The sequence below is a fragment of the Arthrobacter sp. B6 genome (assembly GCF_001663775.1).
Classification (GTDB): domain Bacteria; phylum Actinomycetota; class Actinomycetes; order Actinomycetales; family Micrococcaceae; genus Arthrobacter.
The window spans coordinates 1,044,507-1,067,807 of the sequence record NZ_KV467168.1; the positions used below are offsets into that span (position 1 = coordinate 1,044,507).

A 23,301-nucleotide genomic window follows, 5' to 3' on the forward strand; every position below is an offset into this window, starting at 1 on the left:
AGGACCTGCGCCATTCACCGTCGACGGCGACACCGCCCACACCTTGCCCGACACCGGATCCGTCACCGAAATCACCCCGGCACCAAAACTCACATCAGCCGAACCCGGCAACTGCTTATCCCCACCCAGACGCATATTCGCAGGAGAAACCTGGTTCAACGTCGAACCCGTCTCATCATCCACAAACACATCCCCGGCATGCTGCAAAACGTCAAACGTCGTACTCGCCGGCGTCACCGCACCATCAAGAACCCGCGACGGATAATTCAACCGCCCCACAGCATTCTTCGACTTCGACACCACCCACACACCACCGTCGTTCAACTCCACCTCAGTGGTCTTAAACCCCGGATACAACACAGCACCCGTCACCAACACCACCACAGCAGCACCAAACGCCGTCCCCGACAACAGACGTTTGTTGCGCTTCGTGAGTTTGTTGTGGCGCCTTTTCAGCCCAAGCTTCCCCAGCAGAGTTGTCACAGCGTTACTTTTCCCTCAATTTGTGCCGGCCCCCAGGCCGGCCTGTCCAAAGACCCGGTACCGGGCTCTCTGTTCCCCGCGTCAGCCTACCCAACCCGCGCGAACGTCGCGATGGGGAGACCTCCCCTTCAAACTGGCGTGCGCGACCTTCCGTCATCCCGGTCAGCACGGCGGTACTCCCGAGTTTCCGGGCTCCCCCAGGGTGGTGGATCCCGCCACCACGTAACGGCCCACATTCCGGGTTGAGCCCGCTTCGATCCTGTACCAGCTTCGGATTGGATCCGGCGTCCAGTGGTCGCTCTGGATGATGTAGCAGCGGACAACAAGCCTGTCGGCGTCGGCGACGTAGAGCCACGGTTCCCGGTGGGCGTTGACGCCGTCGCAGTCGTAGTACGGCGCGGGCCTGTAGTTGGCCCCACCCAGAGTGTACGTACAGGACCGGACCAGGCCGGTTCCCGGGGTCAAGCGGGTTTCCCATTGGCCCTGCCTGCCGGAGGTGGCACTGGCGCTGACCTCGGCACTGGCCGTTCCCAGTGAGTTGAAGGTCTGGACCGTGATGGTCCGGGTCTGTTCCCAACCTCCGGTGTTGATGATGCGGCTGCCGGAGGGGCCAACGGTTTCCCAGCCGCCGGGGCTGATCCGGATTTTCGTCACCGCAACGTCATGGGTCGACGTGGACGGGGAGGACCAGCTCAGGGTGACGGTCTGGTCGTTCAGGGCACCGTTCCTGCCGCTGGCTGACGGGGTTCCCGGCGACCCGTACGGAGTGGCCGTGGCACGGGCGCTGGCATCGGAACTGGGTGCGACACTCGAATTCGCCACGACGGTGATATTAACGGCCGCGCCATTGGCAAAGCCGCCCACCGTTTGCCCCGGGGTTATCGGTCCACTGGTGCCGTTGCTGGCGTTGTAGCTGTAGCTGACTTCTTCCCTGGCAGAGCCGTTGCGTTCGGCCGCCGTCAGTTCCTTGAAGTTGATGGTGAGCTGCCGTCCGGCTCCATCGGTATTGGCCGGCGTGGCGCTGACACCCGAGACCGTGCTGAGTTTGCCCGTGGCACGGCGGGGTGCCGAGGGCTGGCTGACGGCGCCCTTTCCGGCCTTGTTTTCGGCCTGGATCGTGAAGCTATAGGCCGTTTCGGAATTGTCGGCCGTGAACGTCGCCGTCCGGACGGTACCGGCAACCGTCTGTGTCTGGGCGGCCCGCCCTCCCCCGCTCATGGTGACGTAGTAGTTGCTGATGGGGTCGCCGTTGGTGTTTGGTTCGTTCCAGCTCACCCTCAACTGGTTTTGGGTGCCTACAGACGAAGCGACGGCGGATGTCGGAGCCGCCGGCGCTGCAGGCACGCCGGCGGGGTTGTCCTCAACCGAGTAGGTGCCCCACTCCGAGGGACCAAGTTCATTGACGGCCTGGGCCCGGACCTTGTACTTCACTCCATTCGTCAGCCCGGGCCAGGTGTAATTCAGCCCTGGCACTTCGTTCTTGACCGCGATGCCGTTTGACGGCGGCGGTGAGATCTCAAGGTTGTAGTGCTTGACAGCGGAGCCCTCGGTCTTGGCTGCCGGCCAGTTGATGACCATGTTTTTGTCCCCGGCCCTGACTTGCGGCGCCTCTGGCGGGGCGGGCTTCTCATCAGGCCGGATCTCGTTGGATTGTGCGGATTCCTGGGAAGTGCCCACCTCGTTGGTTGCGGAAACAGTGAAGACGTACTTCACGTCATTCGTCAGCCCGGACAGCGTGCAGGTAGTGGTGGCGCACTTTTGTTCGAACCCGTTGTTTGACCGCACGGTGTACCCGGTGATGGCCGCGCCGTTGTCCGACTGTGGAGCCCATTTGAGGACTGCGGTCCTGCTCCGGACGTCAGTGGCGGAGGGAGCCGACGGCGCATCGGGTGCGTCGCGGACGGTGAGCCGGATCCGGCCGGCGGTTTGCCGGGACACGTCGCCGGTCTTGTCCACCACGGTGTAGCGGACCACCATCACTCCTTTGAACCCCGAGGCGGGTGTAACTGTGACCGAATCTCCTGCGAAAGTCGGCTGGCCCGCAGCGGACCCGGTTTCCACGGTGGCTGCCACGATTTTGAGCGCGGTATCGCTGAACGGGTTGACGTCGTTGGCCAGGACATTGACGGTTTCCGTCTTGCCTGCGTTGGCTTTATCCACCACATCGTCATTGGCGACAGGCATAGGCCGGTTGGAGGCGACGTGGCGTGCAGAGATACTGGCCCTGACGGCCGGTGACCGGCCGTCGGTGACGCGCACCGGGATGTTCCCCGTGAATCCTGCGGGGACCGTATTTTCGGCGGTGACCGTCAGGATGGTCCCGTTCAGGTTTGCCGAGAACCCGGCGGGAAGATCGCCGTCGAGCTCAAACTTCAGGTTGTCCTTGTCCTTCTCATCCACGTCTACAGCGAGGGGCCGCAGGTCCAGGGACGCAGTTTCGGCCTTCGGGACATCCAGGGATGCCCCGCTGAAGGTGGGCGGGTGGTTCGCATTGGGATCGGGAATAACGCGGGTCATGATGACCAAGGTGGACTTCAGGCCCTCCGCGTCGTCAGGCCCCTTGCCGTCGGTAACTTCGAAGGTCAGCGAACCGGGACCCACGTAGTCTGCGTTGGCGGCGTACCGGAGCGCGGTCCCGTCACCGGCGATCACGCCTTCCGGGGATGCACCCTGGACCTTAACGGAATCCGCCACGGTGATGCGGGGACGCTTGCCCTCGCGGACCCGGACGTACTCGTTGAGGTCCAGCGTAGTTTCCTTGCCTGCCATCACTTCCACGGTGTCTGTCCGGGCCAGCGTGGGGTATTGGGCTCCTTGGCCCGGGATCCACATCACGGCGGTCGAGGCCAGTCCGTCGGCGTCAGTGACCGTGTACGGGATAATCTGGTCCTGCGGCGTGAGCGTCACCACAACGTTTCCTGAGCCGCCATCGCGGGCGTTGGGGTTGCCGTCGGGCAGGGTGATCTTCAGCTCTTCGGCCACACCGTCCGGGTCGGAATCGTTTTTCAGGACCGGAACGTCCACCGCAGTCTTACCCAGTGTCTCGGCAAGGGTGACCCTGTCGTCCTTGGCAATGGGGCGCTGGAGGGGGGCGTCCGGGCTGACCCGGATGCGGATGACGGCAGTGCCCTGGGCTTCCTTATTGTCCTGGATCGAGTACCGGATGCTCTCATTGCCGGTTGTTGCCGGAGCAGTGAAGCGGACCTTGGAGGTGTTGGTGGCCTCAACCTGGAGGTCCGGCTTCGCTTCAAAAGAGCCGGACAGCAGGAATATCGCGTCGCCGTCCGGATCGGAGTCGTTGGACAGTGCCTCGACAGCCACATTTCGTCCGGGCCTGATGTCCACGGCGTCATCAATGGCAATGGGCTTCTGGTTATTGGGTTCAGGCCGGGCAATGCCCACAATGACCGTTCCGGTGTTCTCCGCCCCGATCCGGTCACGGACGCGGTACGTGAACGTGTCTGTTCCCGCTGCGTTGCCGGCGGCAGTGAACTCAAGGTATCCGTCTTTGACCACCGCAGTGCCCATGCCGGGCGCCTTGTCGATGCCAAGAAGCTGGACGGAATCGCCGTTGGTGTCGATGCCGTCCAGGGGCACGGGGATCTTCACCACCATTCCGGCTACAACCCGGGCGGTAAGGTTCCGCGGTTCCGGCCTGGAGTTGCGCTCGTCATCACGTGCCTGGATCCGGATGGTGACCTGCTGGGAGTCCACCTGGCCGGACTCGTTCCGGACCTTGTAGATGGCGTACACGGTTTTTGGCTCCGGGCCAGCGACGAACCGCAGGTAGTCCCCGGAAACGAAGATCCGTCCGTCGGCAGCGTCCGGCTGCTGGGCGAGCTCCGGAACGAGGGTGAGCTTGCGGCCGTTGGGGTCTGTGTCGTTGGCCAGCACCGGAATGCTGACCACGTCGTTGGTCCGGACGGTGGCTTCGTCCGGTTTGGCTTGGGGCGCTTCGAGCTTCGTGGGCGCGGGGACCACCAAGACGGAAATCTCGCCGGTCGTGGAGGATCGGCCGTTGGAGACCGTGTATTTGATGCTCAGCTGGCCCTGGGCCCGAATATCCGTGATCCTGACCACAGAGTGGTCCAGCACGGCCACACTGACCGGCAGATCGGCGTCGGCGGTCACGGACTGCACTACCAGGACCCCGCCTGAAGGATCAGAGTCGTTGCCCAGGACGTCCACCAGGACGTCGCCGCCCGTGGGCAGCAGGGCAATATCGCGCACGGCAACCGGCGCGCCCTCGTGGTCTCCTGGGACTATGTCAACGCGCACCAGCTGCTGGGCACTGGCAGGGCCGTTGGTCACGAGATAGGAAACGTAGTGGGCGCCCAGGGAGCTGGAATTGAAGGTAAAGGTCTGTTGGTCGGCATTGAGCGTGGCCGTCGACTGGGGATCAGCAGTCGCCTGGGCAAGCCTCAGCACTCCGCCCTGCGGGTCGGAATCGTTCTTCAGCGGCGTGATAACAGTGTCCGCGCCGGCGACGGCCACGACGTGGTCGGCGTTGGCGATGGGCGGGAGCGCTCCCGGCAGGCGGACGTCGACGGTGATCTTTCCTTCGGCAGTTGCTTGGCCGTCCGAGACTGTGATGGTCAGGACTTTGCGGCCCGGTGCGGTGCCGGAGTCCTGGAAGGTGAGCTGCCCGTCGGGCCTGATCCTCACCTGGTCCTGGGGATCGGTGCTGCTGGCGGACACAGCGAAGAGGTCGTCGCCGTCCGGGTCGATCCAGTCGGTGAGGATGTTCTGGGTGATGCTTTTGCCGGCCTGCAGCACAAGCGTGCTGTTGCGGTTCGGCTTCTGCCGCGGCGCTGAGTTTTCCCCGGGCGGCACGATGTTCAAGGCGACGTCGGCGGTTGCAGACAGTCCGCGGCCATCGTCCACGGTGTATTTGAACGTTTCGCTGCCGGCCTTGTCGGCTGGCACGGTGACCTGGAAGCCTGTGGAACCGTAAATGGGCGAAACCGACCCGGATTTCAGGGCATCCGGTGTACGGACGGTGAGGATGTCGCCGTCGGGATCGGTGTCGTTGTCCAGCACTGGGAGGACGGTGGTTTTGCCGGCGCGGACGCCGAAGGAATCCGGATTGGCCACCGGTGCGCTGTTGGGCTTGGTGCGGTCCGGCAGGACTGTCTGCTGGACCTCGTCTGCTGAGTCCTTGTCGGCGTCGTCCGATGTCTCCTTCGGCGGGATGACGTCGTCCCAGTTGTTCACGAGCTGCATGTTCTGGTTCACCAGCCACACATTCCCGGAATTCACATCATTCAAAACCACCAGGGCCCGGTTCACCCGGAAAACATACGACGGCGACGCACTCGCCTTGGGCACCTCAACGTTCCTGTCATCAGCATCATTAACACAGTCACGGACATACTTGTTCGCCCCCGACCACGCCGCATGCACACACCCGCCCAGCTGCACCGGCGCCGCCGGCACACCCTCACCATCAAAGCCCACCGTCTTCGCCGTGGAACCATCCAACGGCTGCTTCAACAACACCTTCTGCGTCGAAATCGCCACAAAATCACTGCCCGGACCACCCTGCTGCAACTTCGCATCCCGCGCATTCTCCAGCTGCAGCCGCCTCCCGCCCGGCAAAAACAGCTTCCCCGCCGCAGCATCCAAAACCACCGGCCGGTCCCCCACCACCGTGATCTGCAAATCCCCCGAACCCTTCAGCTCACCCCACACACCGGACTCCGACGACACCACCACACCATTCGCATCCACGGCTGTCACCGACACCGCACCCGTCTTCGGGTCCGCCGAATAAATCCGGTCATCAGCACCCACCGCCGACACCAAACCCTCAGAGCCCACCAGCACCGGCTCAGACGCTTCCTCATCAAAGCCATTCACCGTCGACGGCGACACCGCCCACACGTTGCCCGACACCGGATCCGTCACCGAAATCACCCCGGCACCAAAACTCACATCAGCCGAACCCGGCAACTGCTTATCCCCACCCAAACGCATATTCGCAGGAGAAACCTGGTTCAACGTCGAACCCGTCTCATCATCCACAAACACATCCCCGGCATGCTGCAAAACGTCAAACGTCGTACTCGCCGGCGTCACCGCACCATCAAGAACCCGCGACGGATAATTCAACCGCCCCACAGCATTCTTCGACTTCGACACCACCCACACACCACCGTCGTTCAACTCCACCTCAGTGGTCTTAAACCCCGGATACAACACAGCACCCGTCACCAACACCACCACAGCAGCACCAAACGCCGTCCCCGACAACAGACGCCGCGAACGGATGCGCTCTCCGGTGGTGGGTGTTCCTTGCGCACGCGCAAGTCTGCCAAGATTCACGGTTGTATTTCCCCCAGGTAAGACTCCGGCAGGGCCGGTCTCCGGCCAGCTATCGCCGGGCATTCACGACTATATCGCGATCCGCCATCAAATGGATAAAGTCGTTTCGCTGCGTCTCCGCCTAGTCCAGGACCAGGCCTTTACCCAGACCCCTGGCCAGGCGGACCGGGTGGATTTCCCCGAAGCCACGGACATTTTCCGCAGGCTGCGGGAGCAGGATAAACCGCTCATCCTGGTCCAGCGCCGACGCCGTCATGGAATCCACCAGCACCGTGCCCGGGTCCGCCAGTGTGGTGAGCCGTGCGGCAAGGTTCACCGTGGGGCCATAAATGTCGCCGAGCCGGGACAGGATCCGGCCCCAAACCATCGCCACGCGGGCTTCGGGCAGGATCTCGTCTTCGGTGAAAGCCTGGGCCAGGGCAAGTGAGATTTCGGCTCCGGCCGCCGGAGTCTCTGCAATATAGAGGACTTCGTCGCCGACAGTTTTGACCAGGCGGCCACCACCTACGGAGATGATCTCGGCGCATTTGTTCTCGAAGCGCTGGACCAGCCGGGCGAGGGTCTTCTCATTCATCCGCCGTGACAGGCTTGTGTAAGACACCAGGTCAGCAAATCCGACGGCGCGCGCCAACGGCAGCGGCGCGTCATCCTCGTCGCCTTCGCGGCCCTCTTCGCTGGCTTGGAGCCCCGCTTCCGCCCGCACGGCCAGCCGCTGGACACCGGCGTTGAGCTGCCGCCGCCAACTGTAAACCAGCATCTCTTCAAGGGCGTCCACCAGGGCCGGGAGTTCATTCACCAGTCTTTTGCGCGCGACCGCGTCCGTGACGCCCTGCTCGTGGACCATGTCCTCAACCAGGGCCTCTATTTGCCAGACAACCATCCGGTCGGTCATCTGTCCGATGGCACGGGTCACGGAGATCGCGGCTTCCTCGGTCAGCTTGCCGGTGCGGACAAGGTCCACCACCGTGGACAGGGCGGCCTGGTCGCGTTCAGTGAAGGCAACGTCCTCGTCGCCGAAATTCGGGAATCCGAGGGCACGCCACAGCTTGCGCGCCGAGAGAAGGGACAGTCCGGCGCCCGCTGCGATCTCGCGGCGCCTGAGTTTCCGTTCGCCGCCCAGGAGCCGGGCTTCGAGTGCTTTCGCGGCCAGCCGCTCAGCGGAAAGCGTTCCGGTGGGAGGGTGGACGGTGCCGGGCTCCGCCGGGGCCGGTTGCCCGTGCTGCTCGTCATCGTTCATCTGTTCCACCTTCTCTCAACTCCCATGGCAGCGTGCCCTGTGAATGGTCCCCAACATCTCCTGCCCCGTATGCCACATCGCCCGGCAGTTCGTCGATGGCGTCCAGGATGAAGTCCCGGAAGCGAACGGCTTCCGGCACATCAACAAACGTGACAGCCCCCTGATACCCGGTTTCCAAGGATATATTCCCCGATCGCAATATGCGCTGGCCCATGGACTGGGTGAGCAACAGATTGCGGACGGCCGCCAGGTTCACCTGCTGGTCCCGCCGTTTCAGCATGCCGTATCTGGCAACTATCCTGCGGCTGGTCAGAGTGTAGCGGGTACCCTGCCATTTCAGCAGGCGAGGGAGGCAGTATGCCAACCATATCCATGCGACGCCAAGGATGCATCCCGTGACCAGCCAGGGGGACCATTCCGAAGTAAGTGCTGGGACCAGCCGTTCCGCTTCGCCCCGGCTGATCCAGGCGCTGGCGAACGCGGCTGCCGCGGGAGCGGCGATAAAAGCTGCGGCGGGAGCGGTCAGCTTCCTCGGCTGCGGGCGCGTGGTGACTATCACTTGCTCGCCCGGCACGAGGTCTCTACGCATATCCGCTTTCAGTCCCCTGCTCCGAGGCCTGGCCCGGCGGGGTCCAGGGACGGAGATGGACAACGTCGCCGGCGGTCACTACGTGTTCGTGCGCTGATCCGTCCACAACCAGCAGGGAGCCGTAGTCGTCCAGCCGCGTGGCACGACCGATGATTTCGTGGTCACCCGGCAAGTGGGCTTTCACCTGCTTGCCGAGGGTCACCATGACAGCTTCCACACGCTTGTGCAGTGACGGACCGCCGGCCATCCCGGCGGCGGGATCGCCGTCGGCATTGCAGAAACTGCGGTAGAGCACTGCGAAGTTGGACAGATAGCTCTTGAGCAGGAGGGTCCGGTCAACAGTCCGGGGCTGTTCCAGCGCCACGGAGGTGGCTGTGGGAACGGGAAGCTCAGCGGAACTGAGGTTGACGTTCAGCCCGGTGCCCAGGATTACCGGCGGCACGGAGCCATCCCCCATGGGACCAAGCTGCGCGAGGATGCCGGCGATTTTCCGACCGCGGACCAGGACGTCGTTGGGCCACTTGAGCTCGGCAGGGATACCCGCGGTCTCCAGCAGGGTCTCCCGCAGCGCGACGGCAGCCAGCAGGGACAGCCAGGAATAGGTCTGCGTCGGAAGGGGGCGCCCCTCGGCGTTGGCGGGCCGCAGCACGATCGAGACCGACACGGCACTTAAGGGAGGGGCTTCCCACTTCCGGTCAAGGCGGCCCCTGGCTGCTGTCTGGTATTCGGCAGTCAGGACGGAAAGGTCCGGCCAGGACTTTGGCTCCATGGTGACTGAGTGCAGGAGGTCGGCGTTGGTGGAACCGGTGGAGTCCACCACCTCAAGCCTGGCGATGCCCGTGGCGGACAGGAAATCCTGGTCGGCCAGGGCTCCGCGGTTTAACGGTGTGCCCGGGGCGTGTGCGTCATCCATGGTTGAATCCTATCGACTTGCCCGCCCCCGGGCGGCCGGGAACGCAGGTTCAGAGGAAGATGTCAGGAACCAGCTCGTCCTCGGCCGCCCCCAGGCTGTACGGGCGGAAGTCGGCAACCCCCGCCGCCGCAAGCACCTGCTCGTCCGTATAGAAGTTACCGGTGGACGGTCCCCCGGCAGCGAGGTTGCCGCCTGTCAGGACGGCGTGCGCGGCATCGGCCATGATCGCGGGGCCGCGGGCGGCCTGGACCATGGTGGATCCGCCGGGCATGTTGCGGATGGCAGCGGTGTCAATGAGCGTGCACGGCCAGAGCGAGTTGACGCTGATGCCGTCCGCCTTGAGTTCCTCCGCCAGCCCAAGGGTGGTCAGGCTCATGCCGTACTTTGCCATGGTGTAGGCCAGGTGTTTCCCTGCCCACTTGGGGTCCAGGTTCAGGGGCGGTGACAGCGTCAGGATATGCCCGGCGTCGGACTTCCGCAGGGCCGGCAGCGCCAGCTTGGACAGCAGGAAGGTGCCCCTGACGTTGATGTCCTGCATGAGGTCATAGCGCCTCATGTCCACATCGTCGGTCCGGGACAGGTCGATGGCTGAGGCGTTGTTGATAACGGCGTCGATGCCGCCGAACCGTTCCACCGCAGCAGCTATGGCGCCGGCAACGTCGTCGTCGTTCCTGACGTCGCCCACCAAGGGCAGCGCCTGGCCGCCCGCCGCCTCGATCTGTTCCGCGGCGGTATAAACCGTCCCGGCCAGCTTCGCGTGGGGCTGGCCGGTCTTGGCCATGAGGACAATGTTGGCGCCGTCCCGAGCGGCGCGGATGGCGATGGCCAACCCGATCCCGCGGCTTCCGCCGGAGATCAGCAGGGTGCGGCCCTGCAGGGAACCGGCGGCCTGATACGGCGCTGCGGCGGCACCCGAAGCATCATTGCTCGAAGTCATGGCTCCACTGTAACCCAAGTAAGTTACTGATGAGTAACATTGCGGTAGGGGTTACTCGACCGCAGAAAATTGTAGGTTTTCTACAGCGGTCCCGGCGAAAGGCGTCACTAGACTAGCCAGCAGGGTCCTGTGATTGTGCGGAAGCTACTTAAACGCCACCGCGCGCGGGACCAGCCACCATCAGCTACAGAGCCGGAGACACTTCATGAGCCACGATCTGACAACGACAGCGGGAAAGATCGCCGATTTCCGCGACCGCCAGGCCCGTGCAGAACAGCCCTCCGGCCCCGAAGCCATCGAAAAGCAGCATGCCCGCGGCAAGAACACCGCCCGCGAACGGATCGACCTGCTCGTCGACGAGGGATCATTCGTTGAGTTCGACGCGCTGGCCGTGCACCGCTCGACCGCCTTTGGCATGGACAAGAAGAAGCCCCTCGGTGACGGCTTGGTCTCCGGCTACGGCACCGTGGACGGCCGCCCGGTGGCCGTCTATAGCCAGGACTTCTCCGTCTACGGCGGCTCGCTGAGCCAGGTCAACGGCGAAAAGATTGTCAAGGTCCAGGAATTCGCGCTGCGCAACGGTTGCCCCGTGGTGGGAATTCTCGACGGCGGCGGCGCCCGCATCCAGGAAGGCGTCGCTTCGCTGGCCATGTTCGCGGACATCTTCCGCAACAACGTCCACGCCTCCGGCGTGGTCCCACAGATCTCCCTCATCATGGGGCCGTCCGCCGGCGGCGCGGCCTATTCCCCCGCCCTCACCGACTACGTAGTCATGGTGGACAAGACCTCCCACATGTTCATCACCGGCCCCGACGTCATCAAGACAGTCACCGGCGAGGACGTGGACATGGAAACGCTGGGCGGCGCCCGCCAGCATAACGCCACCACAGGCACGTCCACCTATTTGGCCTCCGATGAAGCCGATGCCATTGAGTTCGTCCGCGAACTCCTGGATTTCCTGCCATCGAACAACCTGTCCGAGGCCCCGGTGCTGGAACACCAGCAGGAGCTGGACGTCGACGACGACGACCTCGCCCTGGACGTGCTGATCCCCGATTCAGCGAACCAGCCCTACGACATGCGCACCGTGATCGAGCAGATCGTTGACGACGCACACTTCCTCGAGATGCAGGCGCTGTACGCACCCAACGTGATGATCGGCTACGGCCGGGTGGAAGGCCACACCGTGGGGATTGTGGCCAACCAGCCGCTGCAGTTTGCCGGCACACTCGACATCGCGGCGTCGGAGAAGGCTGCACGCTTTGTCCGCCACTGCGACGCCTTCAACATCCCCATCATCACGCTGGTTGACGTTCCGGGGTTCCTGCCCGGGAAGGACCAGGAATTCCAGGGCATCATCCGCCGCGGCGCCAAGCTCCTGTACGCCTACGCTGAGGCCACTGTTCCGAAGCTGACCGTGATCACGCGCAAGGCCTACGGCGGCGCCTATATCGTGATGGGTTCCAAGAAGCTCGGGGCGGACCTGAACCTGGCATGGCCGACGGCCCAGATCGGTGTCATGGGCGCCCAAGGCGCCGTCAACATCCTTTACCGCCGTGACCTTGCTTCCGTCTCAGAGGCGGGCGGTGATGTGGAGGCCCGGCGCGCTGAGGTCATCCGGCAGTATGAGGAAGAGCTTCTCAACCCTTACCAGGCAGCGCAACTTGGCTATGTGGACGCAGTCATCGCGCCGTCCGAAACCCGGCCGCAGATCATCAGGGGGTTGCGTGCCCTGCGGGACAAGCGCGCCGCCCTGCCCACCAAGAAGCACGGGAACATCCCCCTGTGATCCCCAACCGCCCCCTGGCCTCGCAAGGCCCCACCGGCTCCCAGCCTTCGCAAGCTCAGGCCGAGCCCGCCCAGCCCCTGCTGTCGGTGGTGAAAGGCCAACCGTCGGCGGAGGAGCTGGCCGCGCTGACCGCCGTCGTGCTTTCCCTGGGAGGCCCGGAGACGGCCGGCGTCCGGAAGCCCACTGCCCGGCACTGGGTGCGCAGGCAGCAACTGCGGCTGGCACCTACTCCCGGCCCGGGAGCGTGGAAGCGCAGCCGCGGCTGACATTCCCTATTCGCCAAGGGCACGGCTAGTCTCGTGGGGTGACTATCGAAACTGCACCCCCTGCCCGTACGCGCACTGCCATCGACGCTGCGGCGGATGACTACACGGACACACTCATTCGGCTGAATCCGTCCTTCGCCACCACGCTGGGCCTGCCTGGACACGAGACGGAATACCAGGACTTCTCCCCCGCGGGCATCGCCGAGTTCGCCGCCGAAGCGAGGAAGACGCTTGCCGCCCTGGCCGGCCTGGAGGCCGAGGACGACGTCGACGCGGTCACGCTGGACGCCATGCGCGAGCGGCTGGGGCTGCAGCTGGAAATCCATGAGTCAGGCTGGGACGAAGCGGAACTGAACAACATCGCCTCCCCGGCCCAGGACATCCGCGCCATCTTCGACCTCATGCCCACCGCAACAGGGCAGGACTGGGAGCACATCGCCGGCAGGGCCCTGAACGTACCCGGTGCCATCGACGGCTACATCGCATCCCTCCGCAAGGCCCGTGACGCGGGGAGGGTTTCGGCAGGCCGCCAGGTGAAGATCGTGATCGAGCAGGCCACCAAGTACGCGGCCGGCGACGGGTTCTTCGCCAAACTCGCCGCGGGCGCCAAGACAGCCGACGGTCCGCTGGACGGGAAAGTGCAGGAAAAGCTCGACGCCGGTGCTGCCGCCGCCCGCGGTGCTTACACACGCCTCGCCGACTTCCTCCGCACAGAACTGCTGCCCGCCGCGCCGGACAGGGACGCCATCGGGAGGGAGCGCTACGCCCTCGCCTCGCGCTCGTTCCTGGGTGCCACGGTTGACCTTGAAGAGACGTACCACTGGGGCGTCCAGGAACTGGACCGCCTGATTGCCGAGCAGGAGCAGGTGGCTGAAACCATCAAGGCCGGCGCCGGCATCGCCGAAGCCAAGGAAATCCTCAACAACGACCCCGCGCGCCAGATCAAAGGCACCGATGCCCTCAAAGCCTGGATGCAGGAACTCTCGGACAAAGCCGTCGCCGACCTTGCCGGCGTGCACTTCGACATCCCGGACGTAATGAAAAAGCTCGAGTGCCTCATCGCACCCACCGACGAAGGCGGCATCTACTACACCGGGCCCTCCGACGACTTCAGCCGCCCCGGCCGGATGTGGTGGTCCGTCCCGGCAGGGGAAGACACCTTCACCACCTGGGCCGAAACCACCACCGTCTTCCACGAAGGCGTCCCCGGCCACCACCTGCAGGTTGCCACGGCCACCTACCGCAAGGAACTCCTGAACAACTGGCGCCGCAACGTCTGCTGGACCTCCGGCCACGGGGAAGGCTGGGCGCTGTATGCGGAGAAGCTCATGCAGGAACTCGGCTACCTCTCCGATCCGGGTGACTACATGGGCATGCTGGACATGCAGCGGATGCGCGCCGCCCGGGTGGTCTTCGACATCGGCGTCCACCTGGAACTCGCTGTCCCGGAACGATGGGGCACGGGAACCTGGACACCGGAGAAGGGCTATGACTTTTTGAAGGCGAACCTGCCCATCAGTGAAGGTCAGCTCAACTTCGAATTTACGCGCTACCTGGGCTGGCCCGGCCAGGCGCCGTCCTACAAGGTGGGCCAGCGGCTCTGGGAGCAGATCCGCGCCGAACTCGAAGCCCGGCCAGGGTTTGACCTTAAGGAATTCCACACCCGGGCACTCGACGTAGGTTCCGTCGGCCTGGACACCCTCCGCCGGGCGCTCCTCACCTAAAGAGTTTTTGTCCACTTAGAGCGACTTGGCGGCCGCCAAACTCGCTCTAAGTGGACAAAAACTCCTCGGAGGGGGCGAGATGTTTGCCACAGCTGGAGTGGGAATAACTTCATAATTGCTTGGTGTGACGCCGGAATGGCGGGGATCGCCTACTGTCGGGAGTGATTCCGCCGCGTAATATTTCTCAACATCTGTTCGTCGTGATATGCGGAACCGGCCTAGCGTGTTCGAGTGAGCACTCAAACCCGCACCCCCGAATCCGCAGGAAACACCGGCTTCCAGCTGCCCAAGTGGGCTGGCTCGTTCGGCTTCCAGATCATCGCCGCCCTCATCGTGGGCTTGGGCCTGGGCCTCCTGGCCAAGTACACCGGCAGCACCAAGGCCAGCCCGAACGGTTTGGGCGCCACGCTGCAGACCATCGGCTCCAGCTACGTGTCCCTGTTGCAGACCGCGGTGGTGCCGCTGATCTTCACCGCTGTGGTCAGCTCGATCTCCAATCTCCGCCAGGTCTCCAACGCGGCCAAGCTGGCGTGGAACACCCTGCTGTGGTTCGCCATCACCTCACTGATCGCGGTGCTGATCGGCATCGGACTCGGCGTCGTGCTGCAGCCGGGTGCCAATACCGGGATCACGGGGGAAGCCGAGTACAGCGGCAAGTCCGGCGACTGGTGGTCGTTCCTGGTGGGCCTCTTCCCCAAGAACTTCCTGGGACTTGGTGCCAGCTCCACCGTGGCCGAGTCAGGCGCTGTCACCACCGCCGTCAGCTTTAACGTGCTGCAAATCCTGGTGATCGCCATCGCCGTCGGCGTTGCTGCCCTGAAGGTCGGCAAGGCCGCCGAGCCGTTCCTGAACCTCAACGCCTCGGCCCTGGCCGTCATCCAGAAGGTGCTTTGGTGGATCATCCGCATCGCGCCACTGGGCACCGTAGGCCTGATCGGCAACGCAACTGCTGTGTACGGGTGGGACACCATCGGCTCACTCGGCAAGTTCACGTTTGCCATCTACGTTGGCCTGGCCCTCGTACTGTTTGTGGTCTACCCGGCACTGGTCCGCACACACGGCCTCTCCGTCAAGCAGTACTTCTCCGGGGTGTGGCCTGCCGTGCAGTTGGCCTTCGTCTCCCGCTCCTCGGTCGGCACGCTGCCGCTGACGCAGCGCGTCACGGAGCGCAGCCTGGGCGTGCCCCGGGCGTATGCTTCCTTCGCCGTGCCCTTGGGCGCCACCACGAAGATGGACGGCTGCGCCGCCATCTACCCGGCCATCTCCGCTATCTTCGTTGCCCAGTTCTTCGGCGTCCAGCTGGACTTCAGCCAGTACCTGCTGATCGCCCTCGTCTCCGTGCTGGGTTCAGCCGCGACGGCCGGCACTACCGGCGCCGTGGTGATGCTCACCCTGACGCTCTCCACGCTGGGGCTGCCGCTGGCCGGCGTCGGACTTCTCCTGGCCATCGACCCGATCCTGGACATGGGCCGCACGGCGGTCAACGTTGCAGGCCAGGCTCTCGTCCCGACCATCGTGGCCAAACGCCAGGGCATCCTGGACGAAGCGCTCTACAACGCACCTCGCAACGGGACACCGTTTGTGGATGACGACGCCGAGCCTGCCGCAGATCCGTCCGCAGCCGACACCGGAGCTTCTTCCGGTCCTAAGGGACGGGAACTCGCCGACGCCAAGGCGTAGGGACACACCCGCCAAAGGCTGAACAGGCCGGGATGCGCGAACGTACAGTTGAGGCCCTGGATCCGCTCGGATTCGGGGCCTCAACTGTACGTTCGCGCCATAGTGGCGGCGGGCAAGTCCTAGCGGCAGCCTCCCCCGGTCACGCAATTCTCCATAGCCTTGGTCACGGCATCGGCCTCTGCCTGGGTGAGTCTGCCCACGGATATGGCCTTGTCCAGCCCGAACCCAGAAATAGTTGCGCAGAGTGCAAAAATGCACATAGTGTAATCATGTGATCAGTTCCGACGAAGTCCCCCAACCGGCCGCGCCTACGCCCTCCCGCCGCGAACAGAACAAAGCTGCCACCCGCCAGGCCATCGCCGATGCCGCACTGAACCTGCTCCGGGGCAAGGGGCCTGGCAACTTCACGGTTGAGGACATTGCTGAAGCCGCCGGAATATCGCGGCGCACCTTTTTCAACTACTTCAGCAGCACGGAGGCGGCCCTGGCTTCCGTGACCAACGGTTTCCTGGATCATGCGCTCCGGCAGTTCCGGCTGCGTCCCGCCGAGGAGCCCATTCTGGAGTCGGCCCGTGCTGCCCTTATGCAGCTGGCCGACCCCATGACGGTTGCGCCGATGGCGGAGCTGTTCACCCTGACACAGCAGAACTCGTCACTGGTCCGCTCCGAACTTGAGGCATGGGACCACTGCACCGAGCAGATCATCATCGCGGCCAAGGAAAGGGTAGCCAAAACTCCCGGGGCTGCGATCGACGAGCTCTACCTCCGGGCCCTCGCCGGCTCAGTCATCTCGTGCGGAAAGGCCGCGATGGACGTGTGGTTCGCCCAATGCGGCGCCGACCTGTCCCCTGCCTCCCTCTCCGTCCTCCGCCAACTGCTGATCGACGCCATCGGCCACCTCGGTGCCGGCTTCGCCAGCCCCGCACACTCCTCCACTGCCACCCCCTTCAAAGATCGGCTCTGACATGGCTTTGTTGCTCTACCGGCTCGGCAAGTTCTCCTACCGACGCCGCTGGCTGGTCATCTCGCTCTGGCTCGCGGTCCTGGTGGCCGTCGGCGGTTCCGCCGCTGCCTTCCACGGCGCATTGTCCAACAACTTCCAGATACCGGGCACCGAGACCCAGCGGATCGCAGACAAACTGCGGCAGGACCTGCCCTCGGCATCAGGCGGTTCCGCCAGCATTGTCTTCGAAGCACCCGCCGGCGGCTTCACAGCGGAGAGCCGCGCCGCCGTGACGGATGCACTGAAGAAGCTGGAAACCGTGCCTGATGTCAAGGCAACGGTGGACCCCTTCGCTACCCAGGACCAGGTGGACCAGGGCGCGGCAGCCATCACTGTGGGCGAGCAGCAGATCACCGCAAACCAGGCCCGGCTGGATGCTTCCCGCAGCCAGCTGGAAGCGGGCAAGGCACAGGTTGCCGCCGCGGAGCAGCAGCTCACGGCAGCCGGTGCACCAGCCGACGTCGTAGAGGCCCAGTTGGGACAGCAGAAGGCCGCGCTCGCGCAGGGCCAGGCCCAGCTCGACGCCGGTACTCAGGAACTTGAGGCCGCCAGGGCGAAGCTGGAGCTCGGCAAACGCCAAGCGGAGGCCTCCTCCGGGCTGCGCTTTGTGTCCTCGGACGGCCAGGCCGCGGTGGCCCAGGTACAGTTCAACTCCTCCATCAACGGCCTCAGCCCGGACGTGCGCCAACAGGTCCAGGACATCGCCCACGAGACTTCCGCTGCCGGCGTCACCGCGCTTGCCAGCAAGGAAATCACCGAGGATATCTCCGAGCTCTTCGGTGCAGCCGAGGTCATCGGCGTCGCCGTAGCCGCGCTCGTCCTCATTCTCATGCTGGGCACGCTCATCGCCGCGGGCCTTCCGCTCCTGATGGCCATCATCGGCGTCGGCGTCGGCGTGGGCATCACGTTTGCCCTGTCCGGCATGTTCGAGATGAGCTCCATCTCCCCCATGCTGGCGCTCATGCTGGGCCTGGCCGTGGGCATCGACTACTCCCTGTTCATCGTCAACCGCCACCGCACCCAGCTGCGGTCCGGAATGGATCCCGAGGAGTCGGTTGCACGCGCCACCGGAACCTCAGGCAACGCCGTCCTCTTCGCCGGGCTCACGGTCATCATCGCCCTGGCAGCCCTGGTGGTGCCCGGACTGCCCTTCCTGAGCGTGATGGGCCTGGCGGCGGCCGGCACTGTGGCGGTGGCCGTCCTCGTGGCGCTCACCCTGACGCCGGCCATGCTGTCACTGATCGGCCGCCGCATCATCTCCAAGCGGGCCTGGGCCAGGGCCGAGACCCACAACGCCGAGGCCGGACACGAAGCTGCTGACAAAGCCCGGGACGAGGCAAGGAGCGCCCGCGGCTGGGGTGGCCTGGTCACCAGGCACCCCGTCGTCGCACTCGCGGCAGGTGTCCTCCTTTTGGGCGTCCTGGCGCTCCCCGCTGCGCAGCTGCAGCTGGCGCTGCCTGATGGCGGATCCGAGCCGGTCGGCTCCGAGGCATACCGGGCCTACGACCTGACCGCACGCAGCTTCGGCGAAGGTGTCACCGGACCCATTGTGGTGGTGGGCGAGTTCCCGGAAGGCCTGGACGAAACTGAAGCCCAGTCGCTGCAGTACGACGTCGCGGACCTGATCCGCGGCGTGGACAACGTCGTGGCTGCCGTGCCGGTGGCGCTCAGCGAGGACCGCCGGACAGCGGTGTTCCAGGTCATTCCGGAAGAGGGTCCTGCCAAAGCGGGCACCGTTCAGGTAGTCAGCGAACTGCGGGACCGCGGGGCGGAGATCCAGTCCGAAACCGGGGTCACCATTGGCCTCACGGGGCAGACGGCCGGCAACATCGACGTCTCCACGAAACTCGGCGAAGCCCTGCCGCCGTACCTGGCAATCGTCGTCGGGCTTTCCCTGATCCTCCTGCTGCTGGTGTTCAGGTCCGTCGTGGTTCCCCTGCTGGCTACCGGCGGCTTCCTGCTTTCCCTGGCCGCCTCCTTCGGACTGGTAGTGGCGGTGTACCAGTGGGGCTGGCTGGGAGGCGTGTTCGACGTCGCGAACCCCGGTGCGGTGCTCAGCTTCCTGCCCATCATCCTCATCGGTGTGCTGTTCGGCCTTGCCATGGACTACCAGGTGTTCATCGCCTCGGGCATGCGCGAGGCCTACATGCACGGGGCTTCCGCCAAACACGCCGTCCGGATCGGTTTCAGCCACGCGGCAGCAGTGGTCGCCGCAGCCGCGATCATCATGGTCAGCGTTTTCGCCGGCTTCATCTTCAGCCACCTCACCATGGTCCGGCCGCTGGGCTTCGCGATGGCCTTCGGTGTGCTGCTGGATGCCTTTGTGGTCCGGATGACCATCGTTCCGGCGGTGATGTACCTGCTGGGTGGGAGGACGTGGTGGCTACCCAGGTGGCTGGACAGGATCCTGCCGGACGTGGATGTCGAAGGCGCCAAGCTGGAACGCCTGCAGAGCGGGCAGAATAAAGTCAGCCAGCCTGTCCATTAGGCTGAAACGGTGACCCGCCTCATCCTTGCTTCCCAGTCCCCCGCCCGCACCAAACTCCTGGCCGAGGCCGGCATCCGGCACACCGTGCTGGTGTCCGACGTGGACGAGGACGCAGTCCAGGCCCGCTACGGAGTCACGGATCCGCACGACACCGCCCTGCTGCTGGCGCGGGCCAAGGCTGAGGCCGTGGCCGCGCTGCCGGAAGCCGACGGCGCCCTGGTGCTGGGCTGCGACTCCGTCTTTGAGTTCGACGGGGAGGCGCACGGCAAACCGTACACCGCCGGCGTCGCACGCGAGCGGATGCTCCGGATGAGCGGAAACATCGGGGTGCTGCACACCGGGCATTGGCTCGTGGACTGCCGGGACACAACTCCCGACGGCGGGATGGCGGCTCCCGGATCGGGCGCCACCCTGGGCACGGTCGCCTCAGCCGAAGTTCATTTCATGGAGATGGAACCGGAGGAGATCGACGCCTACATCGCCACCGGGGAGCCGCTGCACTGCGCCGGCTCGTTCACTATCGACGGCCTGGGCGGGGCGTTCATCCGGAAGGTGGACGGGGACCCGCACGCCGTCGTCGGGCTTTCCGTTTCCACGCTGCGGGGCCTGCTGGCGCAGGCCAATGTTCGCATCACCGAGCTTTGGCCAACGGACTAGAGGGAAGTAATTTAACGGAGAGTTGTAGCTTCCCTACAAAGCTCTGCCCGTTTACACGCGGATTCCGCCAGTAACATCGGCGGAACCCACAAAATCACGCTAGGCTCCCTGAAGGAAAGAAGGAGACGCCTTGTCAGCAAAGTTGGAGCATTCCGCAAGTCCCGTGCAGTCGAACCTCACCAAGGTGCTGATCGCCAACCGTGGCGAGATCGCCGTGCGGATCATCCGCGCCGCACGTGATGAAGGCATCGCCTCCGTGGCTGTCTATGCCGATCCGGACCGGGACGCCCTGCACGTGCGGCTCGCCGACGAAGCTTACTCCCTCGGTGGTAACACCGCCGCAGAGTCCTACCTGGTCATGGACAAGCTCATCGACGTCGCCCGCCAGTCCGGCGCCGACGCCATCCACCCCGGTTACGGCTTCCTCGCCGAAAACGCCCAGTTCGCAGCGAGGGTGATCGAAGCCGGCATCACCTGGATCGGCCCTTCCCCGGATGCCATTTCCGCATTGGGTGACAAGGTCCAGGCCCGCCACATCGCCGAAAAGGTCGGCGCACCCCAGGTGCCCGGCACCGCCGATCCGGTCGAGTCGGCCGAGGAAATCCTTGACTTCGTCGACAAGTTCGGCCTTCCCGTCGCCATCAAGGCCGCCTTCGGCGGCGGCGGCCGGGGCATCAAGGTGGCCCGCACCCGCGAGGAAATTCCCGAACTATTCGAATCTGCCGTCCGTGAGGCCACGGCCGCCTTTGGCCGCGGCGAGTGCTTCATCGAACGGTTCCTGGACGCCCCGCGCCACGTGGAGACGCAGTGCCTGGCGGACGCCTACGGCAACGTTGTGGTGGTTTCCACCCGCGACTGTTCGCTGCAGCGCCGCAACCAGAAACTGGTGGAAGAGGCGCCCGCGCCGTTCCTCACGGAGGAACAGAACACCAGGCTGTACGAATCCTCCAAGGCGATCCTGAAGGAAGCCGGCTACCTCGGCGCCGGGACCTGCGAATTCCTGGTCGGCCAGGACGGAACCATCTCCTTCCTTGAGGTCAACACCCGCCTCCAGGTGGAGCACTGCGTCTCCGAGGAAGTCACCGGAATCGACCTCGTCCGGGAACAGTTCAGGCTGGCCCGCGGCGAGGAACTCGGCTACGGCGACCCCGAGGTCCGCGGGCACTCGATTGAATTCCGCATTACCGGCGAGGACCCGGGCCGCAACTTCATGCCGGCGCCGGGCACCATCACCACGCTGAAGAACCCCACGGGCCCAGGTATCCGGATTGACTCCGGTGTTGAGCAGGGCGACGTCATCAGCGGCAACTTCGACTCGATGCTGTCCAAGCTGATCGTCACCGGAGCCACGCGCACCCAGGCGCTACAGCGTTCGCGGCGGGCCCTGGAGGAAATGGTGGTTGAAGGCATCCCCACCGTCATTCCCTTCGACCTGGCAGTGGTCAGCAACCCGGACTTTGCTCCGGCAGAAGGACCGTTCAAGGTCCACACGCGCTGGATCGAGACAGACTTCATCAACGACATCCCCGCCTGGACGCCCACCGGCACCGATGCCCAGGCCGACGACGCCGGCGAACGCCAGCGTGTGGTGGTGGAAGTAGGCGGCAAACGGCTGGAAGTGGTGCTGCCTGCATCCATGGGCTCCCTGGGGTCCGGATCGGGCTCCGCCGCAGCCAAGCCTGCCAAGTCCAAAAAGCGTTCCCGCTCAGGCGCTGCCGCAGCCGCCTCCTCCGGCAACGGACTCGCCTCCCCCATGCAGGGCACCATCGTCAAGGTGGCTGTCAGCAATGGCGACGTTGTGGCCGAAGGTGACCTGGTTGTGGTGCTCGAGGCGATGAAGATGGAGCAGCCGCTCACTGCGCACCGCTCCGGAACCATCACCGGGCTGATCGCCGCAGCCGGCGAGACGGTGTCGGCTGGCGCCGTCATCGCCACGATCGAAGACTAGTTACCGCCGGAGGCACCCATGCTCGCACCCAGTTTTGAAGAAGAAGTAGACCGCTACCACCTTGCGGTTCCGGAAATCACCCGGGGAAACGCGGGGCCCGTGAAGGAGCTCTACTCCCGGCTGGACGATGTCACCCTGGCCAACCCCTTTGGCGGCATTGCCCGCGGCTGGGCCCAGGTGGAGGCACGGCTGGATCAGGCCTCCCGGCAATTCCAGGAGGGCGAGATGCTGGGGTTTGACACCATCACGTCCTACACGGCTCGTGACACGGCTTTCCTCGTGGAAACGGAACACTTCAGGGCCCGCTTGGACGGGGCCGGCGTCGCGGAGGAGTTCGCGCTCCGGGTGACCAGTGTCTTCCGCCGCGAAGAGGGCTATTGGAAGCTGGTCCACCGGCATGCCGACCCCGCTGCACGGCCTCAGTCCCGGCGGTCCCTGGCACAGCCTGCGGACCGGGCTGCCGGGCACTGAAAGCGGGCGCCCCTCTGGCGCCCGGCACGTGCCACAGGCACACTTAGCCTGTGAAGCCATTTCTGCTGCTCGCATCCCGGGCTGAAGACGCCGCTGCCGAGGACGAATACGCGGCCTACCTGAGATACGGCGGGCTCGCGCCGGAGCAGTTGCGGCGGATCCGGCTGGAAGCGGCGCCGCTGCCGGACCTGGACCTGGACGACTACTCCGCGATAATTGTCGGCGGAAGCCCGTTCACGTCCAGCGACCCAAGCGACCGCAAGAGCGACACCCAGCACCGCGTGGAGCGGGAGCTGGCCGGATTGCTGGACCGGATCGTGGACCAGGATTTCCCCTTCCTCGGCGCCTGCTACGGAGTGGGGACGCTGGGAACGCACCAGGGTGCCGTGATCGACCGGACCTTCGGCGAACCCCTCGGCGCGGTGGAAATCGAACTCACCGATGCCGGGCTGGCCGATCCTCTCCTGCGCGGAATGCCCGCCCGGTTTACCGCCTTCACCGGGCACAAGGAGGCCTGTTCCTCGTTGCCCGCCCACGCCGTCCTGCTGGCGTCCTCCCAGGCTTGCCCTGTACACATGTTCCGGATCAAGGAGAACCTCTACGCCACGCAGTTCCACCCCGAACTGGACGCCGAGGGCCTGGTCACCCGGATCGACATCTACCGCCATGCCGGGTACTTCCCGCCCGAGTCAGCGGAGGAGCTGATGGCGAATGCCCGTCGTTTCACCGTCACGGAGCCCATGAACATCCTGAAGAACTTCGTGGCCCGCTACGGCAACTGAACGCAGAAAT

16 protein-coding genes are annotated in these 23,301 nt (G+C 64.9%); 10 read left to right on the forward strand and 6 right to left on the reverse strand.

The annotated features are described in order from the left end of the window. From AU175_RS22260 to AU175_RS04510, 6 genes are all read right to left on the reverse strand, one after another. Positions 1-483: hypothetical protein (locus AU175_RS22260; RefSeq protein ID WP_231938456.1), on the reverse strand; the 483-nt coding region annotated here is incomplete at its 3' end. Positions 484-645: 162 nt separating this feature from the next. After that, positions 646-6,807 (reverse strand): Ig-like domain-containing protein, encoded by a 6,162-nt coding sequence (locus AU175_RS04490; RefSeq protein ID WP_231938457.1) that lies wholly within the window; start codon positions 6,805-6,807, stop codon positions 646-648. Between the two features lie 121 nt (positions 6,808-6,928). After that, positions 6,929-8,044: an adenylate/guanylate cyclase domain-containing protein gene (locus AU175_RS04495; RefSeq protein ID WP_156642179.1), complete on the reverse strand. Its 1,116-nt coding sequence runs from the start codon at positions 8,042-8,044 to the stop codon at positions 6,929-6,931. Continuing rightward, entirely contained in the window at positions 8,034-8,633 is a 600-nt protein-coding gene (locus tag AU175_RS04500) for a PH domain-containing protein (protein WP_066286186.1), read from the reverse strand. The genes AU175_RS04495 and AU175_RS04500 overlap by 11 nt, the downstream gene beginning before the upstream one ends. Next, entirely contained in the window at positions 8,626-9,546 is a 921-nt protein-coding gene (locus AU175_RS04505; protein WP_066286188.1) for a biotin--[acetyl-CoA-carboxylase] ligase, read from the reverse strand. Before AU175_RS04505 ends, AU175_RS04500 begins: the two co-directional genes overlap by 8 nt. Before the next feature lie 49 nt (positions 9,547-9,595). Then, complete coding sequence (locus AU175_RS04510) at positions 9,596-10,483, reverse strand: SDR family oxidoreductase (RefSeq protein WP_066286189.1); 888 nt, start codon at positions 10,481-10,483, stop codon at positions 9,596-9,598. A gap of 205 nt (positions 10,484-10,688) precedes the next feature. Here AU175_RS04510 and AU175_RS04515 point away from each other — a divergent pair, with 205 nt between their 5' ends. The 10 genes from AU175_RS04515 (at position 10,689) to AU175_RS04560 (ending at position 23,291) form a co-directional block, all read left to right on the forward strand. Beyond that, positions 10,689-12,272 carry an acyl-CoA carboxylase subunit beta gene (locus tag AU175_RS04515; protein WP_066286191.1) on the forward strand — a complete coding sequence of 528 codons (1,584 nt, stop codon included), beginning with the start codon at positions 10,689-10,691 and terminating at the stop codon, positions 12,270-12,272. A gap of 14 nt (positions 12,273-12,286) precedes the next feature. After that, positions 12,287-12,538 carry an acyl-CoA carboxylase subunit epsilon gene (locus AU175_RS04520; protein ID WP_066290542.1) on the forward strand — a complete coding sequence of 84 codons (252 nt, stop codon included), beginning with the start codon at positions 12,287-12,289 and terminating at the stop codon, positions 12,536-12,538. A gap of 38 nt (positions 12,539-12,576) precedes the next feature. Then, a complete protein-coding gene (locus AU175_RS04525; RefSeq protein WP_066286192.1) occupies positions 12,577-14,262 on the forward strand; it encodes a DUF885 domain-containing protein in 1,686 nt (561 codons plus the stop codon). A gap of 231 nt (positions 14,263-14,493) precedes the next feature. Next, positions 14,494-15,942 carry a dicarboxylate/amino acid:cation symporter gene (locus AU175_RS04530; protein WP_066286193.1) on the forward strand — a complete coding sequence of 483 codons (1,449 nt, stop codon included), beginning with the start codon at positions 14,494-14,496 and terminating at the stop codon, positions 15,940-15,942. Positions 15,943-16,216: 274 nt separating this feature from the next. Then, on the forward strand, positions 16,217-16,906 hold the full coding sequence (locus AU175_RS04535; RefSeq protein WP_066290543.1) for a TetR/AcrR family transcriptional regulator: 690 nt from the start codon (positions 16,217-16,219) through the stop codon (positions 16,904-16,906). 1 nt (position 16,907) lies between these two features. Next, entirely contained in the window at positions 16,908-19,433 is a 2,526-nt protein-coding gene (locus AU175_RS04540; RefSeq protein WP_066286194.1) for an MMPL family transporter, read from the forward strand. Positions 19,434-19,442: 9 nt separating this feature from the next. Continuing rightward, positions 19,443-20,090 carry a Maf family protein gene (locus tag AU175_RS04545; protein ID WP_066286196.1) on the forward strand — a complete coding sequence of 216 codons (648 nt, stop codon included), beginning with the start codon at positions 19,443-19,445 and terminating at the stop codon, positions 20,088-20,090. Between the two features lie 130 nt (positions 20,091-20,220). After that, positions 20,221-22,038, forward strand: a complete 1,818-nt coding sequence (locus AU175_RS04550) for an acetyl/propionyl/methylcrotonyl-CoA carboxylase subunit alpha (protein ID WP_066286197.1) — start codon at positions 20,221-20,223, stop codon at positions 22,036-22,038. An 18-nt stretch (positions 22,039-22,056) separates the two neighbouring features. Then, positions 22,057-22,509, forward strand: a complete 453-nt coding sequence (locus AU175_RS04555) for a YybH family protein (protein ID WP_066286198.1) — start codon at positions 22,057-22,059, stop codon at positions 22,507-22,509. A 50-nt stretch (positions 22,510-22,559) separates the two neighbouring features. Further along, complete coding sequence (locus AU175_RS04560) at positions 22,560-23,291, forward strand: glutamine amidotransferase (RefSeq protein ID WP_066286199.1); 732 nt, start codon at positions 22,560-22,562, stop codon at positions 23,289-23,291. Positions 23,292-23,301 lie beyond the last annotated feature (10 nt).

Excerpts from the sequence above, each read along its gene's own strand:
- AU175_RS04495 (WP_156642179.1), bottom strand. The coding sequence starts at position 8,044 with ATGAACGATGACGAGCAGCACGGGCAACCGGCCCCGGCGGAGCCCGGC.
- AU175_RS04500 (WP_066286186.1), bottom strand. The coding sequence starts at position 8,633 with ATGCGTAGAGACCTCGTGCCGGGCGAGCAAGTGATAGTCACCACGCGC.
- AU175_RS04505 (WP_066286188.1), bottom strand. The coding sequence starts at position 9,546 with ATGGATGACGCACACGCCCCGGGCACACCGTTAAACCGCGGAGCCCTG.
- AU175_RS04510 (WP_066286189.1), bottom strand. The coding sequence starts at position 10,483 with ATGACTTCGAGCAATGATGCTTCGGGTGCCGCCGCAGCGCCGTATCAG.
- AU175_RS04515 (WP_066286191.1), top strand. The coding sequence starts at position 10,689 with ATGAGCCACGATCTGACAACGACAGCGGGAAAGATCGCCGATTTCCGC.
- AU175_RS04540 (WP_066286194.1), top strand. The coding sequence starts at position 16,908 with ATGGCTTTGTTGCTCTACCGGCTCGGCAAGTTCTCCTACCGACGCCGC.
- AU175_RS04555 (WP_066286198.1), top strand. The coding sequence starts at position 22,057 with ATGCTCGCACCCAGTTTTGAAGAAGAAGTAGACCGCTACCACCTTGCG.